Below are 13,750 nucleotides of genomic sequence, written 5' to 3' on the forward strand. Positions count from 1 at the left end.
CAGCCGTGTGCAGGGGCGTGCCAGGGTTGGCGCATCCGTGCACACGGCTGCACGCGTGCGGGTGACTCAGGGCGAGCAGTCGCCCGCGCCCTCCAAGCTGTAGCGCGCGGAGAGATAGGCGCGCGCGCCGCCGTTCCAGAAGCGGCGCAGCGTGTGCTCCGCGTGCGGCATCAGGTGATTGGCATTGCAGGCGATGTCCAGCGAGACATCGCTCGGGCTGTCCAGGTCGAACGTGGCGGCCGCGGCCGTCATGTGGCAGCCCCGGCAGTAAGGCTTCACCACGCCCTCATACATCGTCCGGTCCGAGTTGTTGGTGTCCCAGTCCGGCGGGATGAAGCGGTTGGTGGGCGCGAGGGTCGTGCCCACCGTGGGCAGCACGCCGCCATACATTCCCTTGAGGAACTGGCTCGTGGCGGTCGTCATGGGCGTCAGCGCGACCAGCGCATTGAGCTGCCCGAAAGTGTCCTCCTGCGCGGCCTGGGTGAAGCCCGCGTCGGTCGAGTAGAGGAACGAGTACAGGTCGAACGGGAGGAAGCGCGCGCCCGCCACGGTGGGAATGCCCGCGTTGGCCACACCACCGGGGTTCACGGTGACGCTGGAGTTGATGCCGTGGCACGTCAGGCAGTTCGACGGCACGGACTTGTGCTGGCCCGTCGAGTCGAGCTGCGCGTTCGTGGCCAGGTTGTCCGCCGCGTCGTACACCATGAAGCTCACGGCGTCCGAACCCGCCGCGGGGTTGTACACCATGGCCACCGTGGCGAACTGGGTGTGATTGCTGTTGGTGGACGCGGTGGCGAGCGCCAGGGCGGACGCGGGGGTCGCCGGGAAGCTGGGCGTCTGCGACGCGTTCCCGAAGTTCTTCACGTAGCAGGCGATGACCGCGCCGTCCTTCCGGCAGTGCATCTGGCGCCCGAAGCCGAGGTCCGCTTCGTTGTAGTACGAGGCGACGTGCTCGCCCGACGCGAAGTGGTACTTGCTGATGAAGGCGGGCAGCGTGGCCGGCGCGGCGATGGCCGTGTAGTAGTTCTTGGTCTGCTGGGTCGACAGGTCCGGATGGCTGTTGATGACCGTCCCCAGGAAGTCGAAGTTCCCACCCACCGGGTTGTTCAAGGTGGAGACAATGGCCAGGGGCCCGAGCTGTGACGCGCACTTCGTCCCGATGGCCGACCACGCCTCGGTGGAGTGGTCATCGAAGCAGTTCGAGTACGTCGCCTCGTCGAAGATGGTGAGAATCTTGTCGCCCGTCGGGTCGTGCGCCACGGCGCGCAGCCGGGCAATCTTCCCCGCGGGCCAACGCAGCGCCTCGGTCGCGGTGGGCGACGCGGGCACCGGCGTAATCGTGCCGGACCACGCGTACAGCGGATCCTCCGAGTTCCAGTGCAACTCCGTGGTGCCGCTCACTGTCGATCCAATCGTCACCCAATTGGTGTCCACGCCGGATGGCAGCGACGGCTGCTTCAAGACCTGAAGGTCAATGGGAATCGAGGGCTTCGGGTAGAAGCCTTTCATGGTGACGGACTTGCCCTTCACGGCACCGGAGAATGCGGTGCCGTTGAGCGGATCCGTGGTGCATCCCAATCCCAGGACGAATGTCAGTACGGCGATGACCTGCAAGCGCATGGCGCGGTTCCCTCCCCACCCCTGAACGCTCTTCGCCCGAAATCTTCCTCACCCGCGCGGGTTCAATCCCGTCGTGCCCCTCGCGAGGTCTCCGTCTCCGTGTCACAACTCCGCTTTTCCCCACTTTTCTGCATGCGCGGGAGTGCGTCCGGCGTTAATGAGCGCGGACCATGACGCGCCCCGGCGAAGCGAGCAGCACGGGCTCTTCTCCCCAGAGCCTGTGGAAGGTGCTCGCGATCCTTCTCCCCGTCGTCCTCAACGCGAGCTGTGCCTCCGACCCACCTGGGGATGGTTCTCAACCCGAGACCCCACCTGTCAGGTCGTGCGAGTCAGCCGCCGCACTACCCACTGCACTGGATTTGAAGGCAGCCACGCTGCCGCTGGAAGTCATTGGTGCGCCCGGCACGCGCGTCGAAGCGCACATCCCGCTGGAGGCCACGGACGTCCAGGCCGCGAAGAACGCGGGCACAGCGGGCCTCTGGCTCCGGGTCCACAACATCCTGGCGCCGGGGAGCGCGGAGGTGTCGCTGAATGACGCGCCCTTCGTGGACCTGGCGACCGCGTCCTATGGACTGGTGCGCCCCTACGACGGTGACGTCGCGGCGGGGGTCATCCCGCTGGAGCCGCAGGCGCTGCGCGCGGGAGACAACCGGCTCGTGTTCCGCTACGCGCGGCAGGTCGAGGACGTGGCGGGCATCTCCGGGTTCCGCGTGCTCGGCGCGGCCCTGCTCGCGGGGACGGCGCGCGACGGCAAGCGCATCGCGCTTGCGCTTCCCGCGGAGGACCCCTCGGGTTGGCGTCCCACGGACTCGTCCGCCGAGGCCATCGAGCGCGGACGCCGCGCGTTCCAGGAGCTGAGCCGAGATGGCGGCCCCGCCTGCGCGCGGTGCCATGCGGACTCGGGCGCGGACCTCCAGTACTACGCGTTCTCCTCCCACAGCCTCGTGCAGCGCGCGCGCTTCCATCGGTTCAGCCAATGTGAGGCCGAGGACCTGGCCAGCTACATCCGCGCCCTCCCGCTGTTGCCGCAGGGGCGCCCCTTCGCGCCGCCCTTCCAGCCGGGGCCCGGCAACCACGGCGCCGCTGGCGCTGGAGCGGACGCCGTGCTGGCGCATGACAGTGATTTCGCCCACGCGGCCTGGGGCAGCGACGCGCCTCCGGAATCCCTCTCATGGGATTGGGCCGCGAGCGTGAACACCTACCAACTCCCCACCAGCGTGGCGCTCCCCACCTGGCACCGGTGGCTGCCGCGCGAGCTGAAGGATGACTGGTTCACCCGCCTGAACGGAATCCTGGCGCGCACCGAGGCGGAGCTGGCTCGCAATCCCACCCTGGAGTCCGCGCAAGCCTTCATGTCCGCGGCGCTCCTCGTGGGGAAGGACGTGCTGCTGCGCGACGGGGACTATCAGGGCAAGGTGGAGGTGCTGCGCTTCGCCGCGGTGAAGCTCTGGGATTGGTCGCGGCGCACGGGGTTCGACCGCGCGGACCACGGCATGCCGGACCTGAGCCCCGCGTATCCCTATGAGGTCGGCTTCGCGTTCTTCGAGGCCGCCCAGGCCCAGGCGCTCCCCGGCGCCGAGCGCCAGACCCTGGCGTGGTGGTGGACCCAGGTGGCGACCTATCCCGGCCGAGGCTTCTCCACGGGCCGGCGCCCCCTCAACTTCAAGGACGTGCTGTCCGCGGCCGAGGCCGCTGGCCTGGAGCCCTCCCAGCTCGCGTTCCTCCACCTCTTCGGAAGTTGGGAGGAATCGCGCGGCGAGCTGATGCAGCGCTGGGGCACCTCGGATGGCCCGGTGCGGCTGCTGCTCGTCCCCATGCGCGGGAGTCCCGCTTCCGCGCGCGTCACCCTCATGCAGCGCTTCCTGAAGCGAGAGAAGGAGTTCCTCGCGACCGGAGGCACGCTGGACAGCAGTCACCATGCCCGCCTCGCGGAGGCGTGGGGCTTTGGATGTGAAGCATTGTCCGTGGATCAGCGCGCTGCCCTGCGCGCGCTCGCTCCCGCCGAGGTCCACGGCGACTTGCTCGGGTGCCCCTGAAACCCGAGTGCAGCACGTAGCACCCTCGTAGAGCGTCGTTCGCAGTCCGTATCTCCCCCCCGGGCGTAAGGAGTAAGTCGTGCATCGACAGAGGTTCTTCTCCCCAGCACTTGCTGCGACCCTTGCCGTCTGCCTCATGACAGGCGTGGGTTGTGGCGATGACAACAAGCCTTCCTCTCCCAATAACGAAGACGTGCATCAGTCCAATCCGGACGCGAGCACGGTGACCGACGCGGGCAACACGGTGCCCGACTCAGGCACCAAGCCCGACGCGGGTGGCGGTACGCCCGACTCGGGCAGCGGCACTCCGGATGCCGGCGGTGGCACGCCTGACGCGGGCGGCGGCACGCCCGACGCCGGGAATCCGCCTCCGGTGGGCCAGTGCGGCCAGGAGCCCTCGCAGGCCGCGCGCTCCTTCTGCGATCCCGCGACCTGGGGTGGACAGGCGCCCACGGCGACCTCGGCCCTCGTGGTCAGCGGCGAAGTGGTGATGGATTGTGAAGCCGACGTCCGCACCCTGGAGATTCCCGCGGGCGCCACGCTCCGCGCCTCGCGCAGCAAGAGCTCCAAGCTGACCGTGCACGGCAACCTCGTGGTCCGCGGCACGCTGGACTACGGCTCCCCCGACAACCGCGTCTGTGTTCCCTCCGCGGAGATTGTCTTCCAGGGCATGGATGACTCGAAGTTCGTGGGCACGCCGAACCAGGGCCCGGATGGCAACGTCCAGGGCCTGCCGAAGATGTTGCCGCTCGCCGTGGTGGACTCGGACTACGGCGTCTGGGTGATGGGCTCGGGCAAGCTGACGGCGGCCGGCCGCCTCAAGCGCTCCTGGTCCAAGCTCACGGACGGCGCCGGCCCGGGCGACACCAGCTTCACCGTGATGGAGGCCACCGGCTGGGAGGCGAACGACAAGGTCGTCCTCACGCCCACGGCCAAGTCCAGCGTGGCGAACCACTTCCTCCAGTTCGACGAAGGCGCCATCGCCACCGTGGACGAGGCGGCGGGACGCGTGACGCTCAAGGCCGCGCCCAAGTTCGACCACGCGGGCTGCCCGAGCTGCGTGCGCCGCGGCGAGGCCATCAACCTGTCTCGCAACGTCGTCATCCGCTCGTTCGACACCAGCGCCCACGCGCACATGATTGTCGGCGAGAAGGGCCGCCTCCAGCTCGACAGCGTGGAGCTGCGAGCCCTGGGGCCCTACAAGCCGTGCACCGGTGGCGAGCCCCAGCGCCGCGCGCCCATCTACTTCCACCAGCAGCTCAATGACTCGCGCGGCTCGTTCGTGCGCCACACCTCCATCTGGGGTGGCAAGAACCAGTTCCTGGCCCTCGAGGCGAGCCACGGCGTGGAGGTCTTCGACGACGCGGGCTACGACACCACGGGCGACGGCTTCACCATGCAGTTCGACTCGCACGCCTGCGGCACGCGGTGCGAGCGCGACTACGCTCCCGCGGACACCGTCTTCCGACATGTGCTGGGCGCCAAGGTCGCCATTCCGCAGCGCGTCTCGGGCTGCGCGGCGATTGGCAGCGTCTCGGCCATCCTCCCGGGCGGCGGTGAGAACACGGGCTGCGATGACTGCTCCGTCTCTGGCAATGCCTACAACGGCGGCACGTTCGGCAACGAGGCCGCGCTCTTCTTCGGAGAGATGGGCACGGGCCGTCCGTCCGCGCTCGTCTTCAAGGACAGCGTGGCGCACAACAACGCGGGCCACGGCATCAGCAACTGGCAGAACTCCGACAAGACGCAGCCGCCCTACGACAACATCCAGACGTGGTCCAACGCCGACAATGGCATCCACCACGGCGCGTACACCAACGGGTACGAGTACATCAACCTCATCGCCCAGGACAACGGCGAGGCGGACTTCGCGGTGATTGCCATCCAGAGCGACGCGAACCGCGCGCGGTTGGAGAACGCCACGCTGGATGGCTTCCGCACGCTGCCCTACTTCCTGGTGCCCACGCTGCCCGTGGTCATCAAGAACGCGAAGTTCACGGGCGTGCGCAACCCGGCCATCACCCAGGTCCAGGACGCGTGCTCCGGCGGCAATGAGAACGACCCGAACGACGGCACGTGCATCCGCAACTGGCTGCACTTCGACAACCCGCAGATCCCCAAGGGCGTGAAGCCCTTCTTGTTCGCGCACCACCAGAACAAGAACTCCGTCTGGGAGGTCCGCAACTTCAAGCACGCGGACTACCCGACGCTGCCGGCGAACTTCGACCTCTACCGCAAGGACAACCAGGTCGCGGGCGGCGCGTACAACGCCGACTTCGACGCCTGGCTCGTCCCCCGGTAGCCCGAAGGCTGTCTGGACTCAGGACCGCAGGCGCTCCGTGAGCGCTGGCGGTGACGTCCGCGGGGGCTCGCAGGCAAAGCCCCGGCACAGGTAGGCCGAACCCGTGCTTCCCACGGGCTCGCGCCCCTCGAAGATCTCGCGAAGGAGCGCGGGCACCGGCGCGCCCGCCTCCTTCCATCCGAAGGCAAACGTGGGCGCGTAGACAGCGTTGGCCGCGTCCAGCAGCGGCGCCACCGCCTCGCGCGTCCCCGCGAAGGTGACGCCCGCCGCGCCATCCAAGAGCGAGTCCGCCGCGAGCCCCAGGTGTCCGTAGCCCATGGGATTGCGCACGAGCGCCTCGCGCATCCGGCCCACGTACTCTCCCGCGCGCTCCAAGTGAGTCTTGTCCCCGGTGAGCGCGGCCAGCGCCACCTGCGCCTCCGTCAACGTGGACGCGCCCGAGGGGAAGGCATTGTCGAAGAGCGAGAAGGCCGCGACCACGAGGTCCTTCTGTCCGCGCGGCGCGGCGAGGTACGCCTGCTTGGACGCCTCCCAGAAGAGAGCCTCGGCGCGACGGACCAGCGCGTCCGCGGCCTCCAGGTACTTCACGTCGAACGTCACTTGATAGAGCGCGGTGAGTCCGGAGGCGAGGTCGCCATAGTCCTCCAGGAACCCGTCGATGCGCCCCTGTCCGTCTTGGAACGAGCGCAGCAACCGCGTGCCGTCCCACATCTGGCGCAGCACGAAGTCCGCGGCGCCCGCGGCCAACCGGGCCCACTCCGGCCGACCGAACACCCGGGCCGCCAAGGCGAGCCCGCGGATCATCAACCCATTCCAACCCGAGAGAATCTTGTCGTCGCGCCCCGGCTTCACGCGCTGCTCACGCGCCTCGAACAGCGTCCGACGCGCTTGGCTCAACTCCTGAGCAATCACGTCCTCGGAGACACCCCGCTCGCGTGCAAGCTCCGTCACGGACACCACGACCTCCAGCACCGTGGTGCCGTGCTCGAAGTTGCCTCGCGGCGTGATGCCCAGGTGACGAGACAGCAGCGCGGCCTGCTCGGGCGGGAGCAGGGCCTTCACCTGCTCCGGCGTCCAGACGAAGAACCGGCCCTCCTCGCCTTCGCTGTCCGCGTCCTGCGTCGCGTAGAAGCCACCGGCCGCGTCCGTCATCTCGCGCCGCACGTACTCGACCGTCTCCTCCACCACCTTGCGCCACAGCGGCCGAGGCTCCACCTGCTGCGCTTCCGCGTACAGGTGCAGGAGCTGCGCGTTGTCGTAGAGCATCTTCTCGAAGTGCGGCACCAGCCACCGGTCGTCCACCGAGTACCGGTGGAAGCCCCCGCCGAGCTGATCATAGATGCCGCCCAACGCCATCCGCTCCAGCGTGCGCATCACCGCGGCCTTCAGCGCCTCTCCCCCGCCGCGACGCCACGAGCGCAGCAACAGCGCCACGTTCATGGGGTTGGGAAACTTGGGCGCGCCGCCAAAGCCTCCGTTCACGGGGTCCACTTCCTCGGCCATGCGCTGCCCCAGCGACACCACGTCCGCCACCGTGAGCGTGCCCGGCGCGGCGTCCAATCCATACGTGGCCAGCTCGCCCAGCCCTGCTTGGAATTGTCGCGCCTGACTCTCGATGTCCTCGGGCTTGTTCTCCCACGCGTCGCGCAGCGCCTGGAGCAAGCGAGGGAAGCCCGGCCGTCCGTAGCGGTCGCTCGGCGGGAAGTACGTGCCGCCGTAGAAGGGCCGCAGGTCCGGCGTGAGGAAGACGGTGAGCGGCCAGCCTCCGCCCTGCCCCATGAGCTGCACCACGCCTTGGTAGATTTGATCCAGGTCCGGGCGCTCCTCGCGGTCGACCTTGATGTTGATGAACCCGTCATTCATCAACTGCGCGATGACCGGCGACTCGAACGACTCGTGGGCCATGACGTGGCACCAGTGGCACGCCGAGTAGCCCACCGAGAGCAGGATGGGCTTGTTCTCCGCGCGAGCCCGCGCCAGCGCTTCGTCGCCCCAGGGATACCAATCCACCGGGTTGGTGGCGTGCTGGCGCAGGTAGGGCGACGGCTCCCGCGCGAGGCGGTTGGTGGGGCCAGGGGGCGAGTGGGCGGCCAAGGGAGGCTCCAAGCAGAAAGGGACTGAGGGCACATTGAGAGGCGCGGAGCGTGCGGGCAAGTCGAAAGGCCCTCACTCGCCGCTGGCCAACGGCCTCCTGGTGCGCTTTGTCGGGGGACGTGCGTCCCACCCCGTCCCACGACGTCCGCCCGAGCGGCATCGGAATGAAGGCCTGCCTCGCCCTGCTCGCGGTGGGGCTGGGCGCGCGGCTGGCGCTCGCGGTGGGCACGGACGTCTACTTCGACGAGGCCTATTACTGGCAATGGGCGCAGCACCTCGCGTGGGGTTACTTCGACCATCCCCCGCTGGTGGCGTGGCTCATCGCCGCATTGGGCATCCGGCCCGCGGCGCTGCTGTGCGGCGTGGCGACGGTGGCCGCGGTGTGGGGCTTCGCGCGAGACGTGTATGGCGCCCCCGAGCCCGCATGGCGCGCCGCCGCGCTCTGGTCCGTGGTGCCCGTGGGCGTGCTCTCCGGGGTGTGGGCCACGCCGGACTCGCCGCTCCTGCTGTTCTGGGTGCTGGGCCTGTGGGCGCTGTGGCGCGAGCGCTGGGTGCTGGCGGGCCTGGCGTGTGGACTGGCGCTCTTGTCCAAGTATCCCGCCGTCCTGTTGGGACTGGCCTTCCTGGCGACCGCCGTGCGCGTGCGCAGGCTGCCCGCGGGCGCGTGGCTGACGGCGGCGCTGGCGCTGGTGTGCTTCCTGCCCGTGGTGCTCTGGAACGCGAACCATGAATGGGTGGGCTTCGCCTTCCAGCTCCACCATGGGCTCGGCGGCAACGGTGGCTGGGACACCTTCGGAGAGTTCCTCGCCGGGCAGCTCGCGATGGGCGGGCCGGTGCTCTTCCCGCTCGCGCTCATCTACGTGGTGCGCGGGCCGCGTGAGCAATTCCTCCCACGGATGGCGACGCTCGTCCCGCTTGCCTTCTTCGGCTACGCGGCGACGGGCACGCGCGGTGAGGCCAACTGGCCGGCCGTGGCATACCTCTCCGCCTGCGTGGGCGTCGCGGGCATTCGCCCCGGGTGGCAGCGCGCGGCGGGTGCAACAGGCGCGGCCATCGTGCTCGCGGTGAGTTCACACCTGCTCGTCCCCCTGCTGGAGTTCGAGCGGGACGTGCCGCTGTCTCGCACGCATGGCTGGAGCGTGCTGAGCGACCTGGCCCATCCGGAGAAGCTCTTCCCAGACATCCGTCCGGGCGCGGTCGTGCGCGTCTACGCCCCGACGTATCAGCTCGCGTCACAGGTGGCGCGCTACGCGGGCGTCGTCACGGACACCGAGGGCCCCGCGCGACGCGGCAGCCAATATGACTTGTGGCCGCTCCCTCCCGTGGCGTCGGCTCAGGAGGTGCTGTGGTGCTCCGAGGACGGCGTGCCCCCGCCCGAGGAACTGACGGCTCGCTTCCGCGACATCGAAGGGCCCGTGGAGCTGCGGGGCGACTACCGCGGAAGGACCGTGCACACGTTCACGGTGTGGCGGCTTCGCTCACCGCTCCCTTGAAGGGGACGCACGCGGCCCGCGCGAACCACGCGCTGGGCAGCCCCACGAGGAACGCGTGGGCGAACAGCCCATTGATGAGCCGAGGCAGCGAATACACCGCCGGCATCGCCGCCGACAGCGGCAGCACCACCCCGTTCATCACGGCGTAGCCCAGCAGGCCATAGCCCAGGCCACACACCACCGGATGCTCACGAAGCATGGGCAGACGCCGGCTCGCGGCCAGGTAGACGGCCACCATCGCGAACGCGATGAAGAAGTGCAGCAGGCCGCCGAGGAGCGCGGTGGACGCGCCGCCCTGGAATGAGGCCCGCCCCAGGAGGCCCGCCGCGATGGACTGGAGGATGCGGACGGGAGACACGCCCTGGACGCCAAAGAAGACAAAGGCATCCAGCAGGTCCAACACGCCCACCACGAGCGTGCCGCCCACGAGGGCGCGGGCGGTGCTGAGCGGAGCAGTCGTGGAAAACGGCACGCAGATGGTCATGGGGCACCCTGGGCGGTAACGCGGAACGGGATGCGGCATATCGGCCCCGAGCGCGAAGACGGCTCACCCAGGGGCCACGCGGGCCCGTTACGGCGAGACACCCAAGAGCCCCACGCCACGCAGGGCCCATTCGGATCCGGGAAGGGTGCGCAGGTCATCCACGGGCAAGGGCAGGTGCTCCCAGACGGCCGCGTTCGCGCTCGGCGGTTGGTTGGTGTTCGCGGAGCGGGCTCGGTACAGCTCACCGTCGTGCATCACCAGCGCGCCCGCGGAGTACGTCACCTCGGGCTTGCCTACGGCGAGCGTGGCCCGGTCCGTCCACATCTCCAGTTGTCGCGTGGAGGTTCCATCCGGAAGTCCGGTCGCGACGAAGCGCAGGGCCGTCACCGGTCCGTTGACATTGCCCGTCGCGGTCACGCCTCCCACGGTGCCACTGCCTCCCGTGAGCCCCGCCACGAGCTTGCGACTGCCCTCCCAGGTGTTGTCCTTCAGCGTGGTCGGCGCGGCGATGCCCGCGCCCAGACGGAAGACGACGCCGGGGTCCGTCGCGCTCGGGTAGACACTGGCGTAACCGAAGTCGAGCCCCCGAAAGGCATTGCGCTCCCAGAGGAAGCGTGACGCCGCGCTCGCGGTGCCGCCCACGTAGAGCCCCAGGTTCAGCGTGTCCGCGAAGTAGTTGTCGGTGAAGCGCACGTCCAGCGGTGCGTCCCCTGCCTCCGCGCCCACGAACGCAGCGAGCAGCGTGTCCGCGCCCCCCATGAAGACATTGTGGTGGAAGCGAACGGTGCCGCCTCGGAACTGCGCCTGGGCACCATTGTCCTGGTCCTCGCCAAAGGCAGCGCGCCAGTCGAGCGCCCCGAAGGCGAAGACGTTGTGGTGGATCTCCGCGCCGTCCCCAAGGTTCTGCGACTGGAGCGCCTCCGTCCCGGTGCGCACGAGTCGGCAGTTGTAGATCTGGAGCCCCGAGGCCAGCGGCGTCGGCGCGCCCTGTGTCGAGCCGAAGTAGATGCCCTCGCTCGCCGTGTCATGGATGTAGAGGTCATGCAGGCGGATGCCCTCGAGGGGCGGCGCCGTGCCGCTGCTGACAGTCTGGTTGATGCGGAGGCCCGCGAAGCCCGCGCGCGTGATTTCGACGAACTCGACCTCGAAGGCATGCGCGCCGCCGACGCCCAAGCCCATGTGGCCATCGCTCAGGAACGCGTCGTCGCTCAAGAAGCCGTAACGAGAACGTGACGTGGCATAGGCGCCGCAGCGGTGTCCCGGAAAGGCCTCGTCGCCGGTCCCCGATTCCGCGTCATAGCGACCGGTGAGGACCCAGTTCGCGCCTCCGTTCATGGCCCAGAGGTAGCCCTGCGTGCTGCCCGCCTTCGGTCGGATGACGACCTGCCCGCCCTTGTTGGTGATGACCAGCGGCCGAGTCCCGGCGCGGTCAGGCAAGTTGCCCAGGTTGATGAGCGTGTACTGGCCCGCGGGGATGTAGAGCCGATCCAGCGTCTTCCAATCCACCGCGGGGAACTTCGCCTGCACGTCCGGGAGGTAGAGCTCGCCCGCCGCGTTGGGCCCCGGAAGCGTGAAGACAGTCGTAGGTGCGCCGAAATGCCCCAGCGGCTCGCAGCCGCCCACACCTCCGTCCGGGTTCTGGGTGCCCGCGTCCGTCGGGACCTCGGGGTCGCCCTCACCCGGCGCAGGTGTCTGGGATGAGCAACCGACAGTGAGAACCACCCAGACGACGACGGCACAGAGACTCCGGTGCATGGACGACTCCTGGCGAGGTGCGGCATGAGCCTATCCATCCATGTCCTCGTGGAAAACCCGCACCTGAAGAAATCAAAGTCTCTCTTTGATTAGGCTTCGCGCGGCCCTGTTTCAGAGGGCTTCGCTCGGAGACTCCTGGCTCTGAGCGGTCTCGTGGTTCATGGAGGCTTCACATGACGCTCAAGTCGTTGCTGTGGCTGCCGTGTGCTCTGGCGATGGTTGCCTGTGGCGGATCACCCGTGGAAGATCAGACGCCCGCTTCGCCGGATGAAGCTTCGGGTGGGCAGGTCTCAGCCAGCTGTGTGGATGACTGTGGTGAGCCCGAGATGTACTACTGCGTGCCCTGCCCCCAAGGCGGCTTGGGCATCAAGACCATCCAGCGTAACAGCTGCACCTGTGCCGCGCAGGGCGCCACCTACGACTACTGCGGCCTCCTGGCCTGCTAGTGCGCTCCGAGGTCACACGCCTGGTCGGCATGCACTCGGGCGCGTGAGTTGAGCAAGGTCCCGCGAGCGACTTCCGCTAGAGTCGATCGCGGCTTGCCATGAACCTCCTCCTCTTCGCGGTCGGACTCATCAAGGTGGTCTTCGGCGGGCTGGTCGCCGCGCTCGGCATCTGGCTGGGCCTGCGGGGCCTGAGCCGGATTCTCGGCACGCATCCGGTGGAGGAGCTGCGGCAGCGCAACGTGGCCTCGGGATTGGTGCACGGCACGAGCCTGGTGTCGCTGGGGCTGCTGGTGCAGCACGCGGTGCAGGCGACGCTGGACGCGGTGGACCTCACGGTGCGCAGTCCCTCGTTCCAGCCGATGGAGGTGGCGAAGCTGCTGGGGCTCGCGCTGGCCCACGTGGGGTTGTCGCTGGGCGTGGGCGTCGCGGTGCTCGCGGTCGGCATCCTGATGTTCGACCGGATGACGCCGGGCATCGACGAGCTCAGTGAGGTGCGCCAAGGCAACGTCGCCGCCGCCCTCATCCTCTGTGCCATCCTGCTGGTGCTCGCGCTGCTCACGGCGCCTGGGCTCCAGGCCACGCTCGATGGGCTCATTCCCTTTCCTCAGCTTCCGGACGGGGAGCTGCGCGCCCCAAGCTGAGGCCGAGCACGCATGGCCTCCGGCACTTCTCCCGTGAAGACGTTCGCCAAGTGGGTGCTCGTGGGTCTGGGCATCGCGACAGGGTTGAGCTTCTGCGGGTTGCGCATGGTGGGCCGGCTGTCCCCTCCGGGTTCTCACGTGTCCCTGCCCGGGCTCTCGCCGGAGGATCCATCCGAGGACCTGGGCCGGGTGCTCGTGCCCGCGGACACGCCGCCGGGGCGCGCTGTCACCTACGTCTGGAGCGTGGAGGAACTCACGCCACACCGTCAGCAGGTGGCCTACGGGCTGAGCGAGCGACTGGAGGCGCAGCTCGAAGCGACGCATCACGCCTACGCCCGGAGACTGCGTTACCGAGCGCTGGGGCCTGGGCGCTTCACGTATGTGGCGCCTCCTGGGTGCGGCACGGACATGCACTGCATCTACGTGGAGCTGATGCGGACCTCGCCAGGTCCCGTGCGTGCGCTGGGCGAGCGCTTCGCCGCATCCATCCAGGCGCGCCAGCTCGACGCCGCGCAGGCCGCACAGCTCATCCTCGGGTTCGTGCAGCGCATCCGCTACGAGGTGCCGGACGACGAGCCCTTCGGCATCGTGCCGCCCGCGCTGGTCCCCGCCCAGAACCGAGGCGACTGTGATTCCAAGGCCGTGCTCGCGGTGATGTTGCTGCGGCAGGTGGGCATCGACGCGGTGCTGCTGTACTCGGATCCGCTGGCGCATGCCGCGGTGGGCGTGGGGCTGCCCGGCTCGGGCGCGCGGCTGAAGCTGGGGGGCCGCAGCTATCAATATGCCGAAGTCACCGCGGAAGGCTGGCCGCCCGGAATGGTGCCGCCCCGATACAACATGCTCCACCTGTGGAAGGTTCTCCCTCTGGAGGACTGAGGC

10 protein-coding genes are annotated in these 13,750 nt (G+C 68.9%); 6 read left to right on the forward strand and 4 right to left on the reverse strand.

All coding sequences use genetic code 11. The annotated features are described in order from the left end of the window. Positions 1–66: 66 nt before the first annotated feature. Positions 67–1,620: a hypothetical protein gene (locus JGU66_02215; protein ID MBJ6759559.1), complete on the reverse strand. Its 1,554-nt coding sequence runs from the start codon at positions 1,618–1,620 to the stop codon at positions 67–69. Positions 1,621–1,979: 359 nt separating this feature from the next. Between JGU66_02215 and JGU66_02220 the strand changes: the two genes are divergently transcribed. Together JGU66_02220 and JGU66_02225 are read left to right on the forward strand one after the other, a co-directional pair. After that, positions 1,980–3,656 (forward strand): hypothetical protein, encoded by a 1,677-nt coding sequence (locus JGU66_02220; GenBank protein MBJ6759560.1) that lies wholly within the window; start codon positions 1,980–1,982, stop codon positions 3,654–3,656. A gap of 193 nt (positions 3,657–3,849) precedes the next feature. Beyond that, a complete protein-coding gene (locus JGU66_02225; protein ID MBJ6759561.1) occupies positions 3,850–5,958 on the forward strand; it encodes a hypothetical protein in 2,109 nt (702 codons plus the stop codon). 18 nt (positions 5,959–5,976) lie between these two features. Here the strand turns inward: JGU66_02225 and JGU66_02230 are convergent, their stop codons facing one another. Next, the gene (locus tag JGU66_02230) at positions 5,977–8,052 is read right to left on the reverse strand and encodes a thioredoxin domain-containing protein (GenBank protein ID MBJ6759562.1); all 2,076 of its coding nucleotides are present in this window, start codon (positions 8,050–8,052) and stop codon (positions 5,977–5,979) included. A gap of 164 nt (positions 8,053–8,216) precedes the next feature. Here JGU66_02230 and JGU66_02235 point away from each other — a divergent pair, with 164 nt between their 5' ends. Continuing rightward, positions 8,217–9,545, forward strand: a complete 1,329-nt coding sequence (locus JGU66_02235; protein ID MBJ6759563.1) for a glycosyltransferase family 39 protein — start codon at positions 8,217–8,219, stop codon at positions 9,543–9,545. On the opposite strand, the gene JGU66_02240 is transcribed toward JGU66_02235, so the two are convergent. Together JGU66_02240 and JGU66_02245 are read right to left on the reverse strand one after the other, a co-directional pair. After that, positions 9,511–10,029: a hypothetical protein gene (locus JGU66_02240; protein MBJ6759564.1), complete on the reverse strand. Its 519-nt coding sequence runs from the start codon at positions 10,027–10,029 to the stop codon at positions 9,511–9,513. The genes JGU66_02235 and JGU66_02240 overlap by 35 nt on opposite strands. A gap of 87 nt (positions 10,030–10,116) precedes the next feature. Continuing rightward, complete coding sequence (locus JGU66_02245; protein MBJ6759565.1) at positions 10,117–11,784, reverse strand: carbohydrate-binding protein; 1,668 nt, start codon at positions 11,782–11,784, stop codon at positions 10,117–10,119. Positions 11,785–12,023: 239 nt separating this feature from the next. Here JGU66_02245 and JGU66_02250 point away from each other — a divergent pair, with 239 nt between their 5' ends. The 3 genes from JGU66_02250 to JGU66_02260 all read left to right on the forward strand — a co-directional run bounded on the left by JGU66_02250 (position 12,024) and on the right by JGU66_02260 (position 13,747). Further along, positions 12,024–12,230: a hypothetical protein gene (locus tag JGU66_02250; protein ID MBJ6759566.1), complete on the forward strand. Its 207-nt coding sequence runs from the start codon at positions 12,024–12,026 to the stop codon at positions 12,228–12,230. Positions 12,231–12,328: 98 nt separating this feature from the next. Next, on the forward strand, positions 12,329–12,871 hold the full coding sequence (locus tag JGU66_02255) for a DUF350 domain-containing protein (GenBank protein ID MBJ6759567.1): 543 nt from the start codon (positions 12,329–12,331) through the stop codon (positions 12,869–12,871). Between the two features lie 33 nt (positions 12,872–12,904). After that, complete coding sequence (locus JGU66_02260; protein MBJ6759568.1) at positions 12,905–13,747, forward strand: transglutaminase domain-containing protein; 843 nt, start codon at positions 12,905–12,907, stop codon at positions 13,745–13,747. Positions 13,748–13,750 lie beyond the last annotated feature (3 nt).

The sequence above is a fragment of the Myxococcaceae bacterium JPH2 genome (assembly GCA_016458225.1).
In the GTDB taxonomy this organism is placed as follows: Bacteria; Myxococcota; Myxococcia; order Myxococcales; family Myxococcaceae; genus Citreicoccus.

Coding starts and splice junctions, on each gene's coding strand:
- JGU66_02215 (MBJ6759559.1), bottom strand. CDS start 1,620: ATGCGCTTGCAGGTCATCGCCGTACTGACATTCGTCCTGGGATTGGGA.
- JGU66_02235 (MBJ6759563.1), top strand. CDS start 8,217: ATGAAGGCCTGCCTCGCCCTGCTCGCGGTGGGGCTGGGCGCGCGGCTG.
- JGU66_02240 (MBJ6759564.1), bottom strand. CDS start 10,029: ATGACCATCTGCGTGCCGTTTTCCACGACTGCTCCGCTCAGCACCGCC.
- JGU66_02245 (MBJ6759565.1), bottom strand. CDS start 11,784: ATGCACCGGAGTCTCTGTGCCGTCGTCGTCTGGGTGGTTCTCACTGTC.
- JGU66_02255 (MBJ6759567.1), top strand. CDS start 12,329: ATGAACCTCCTCCTCTTCGCGGTCGGACTCATCAAGGTGGTCTTCGGC.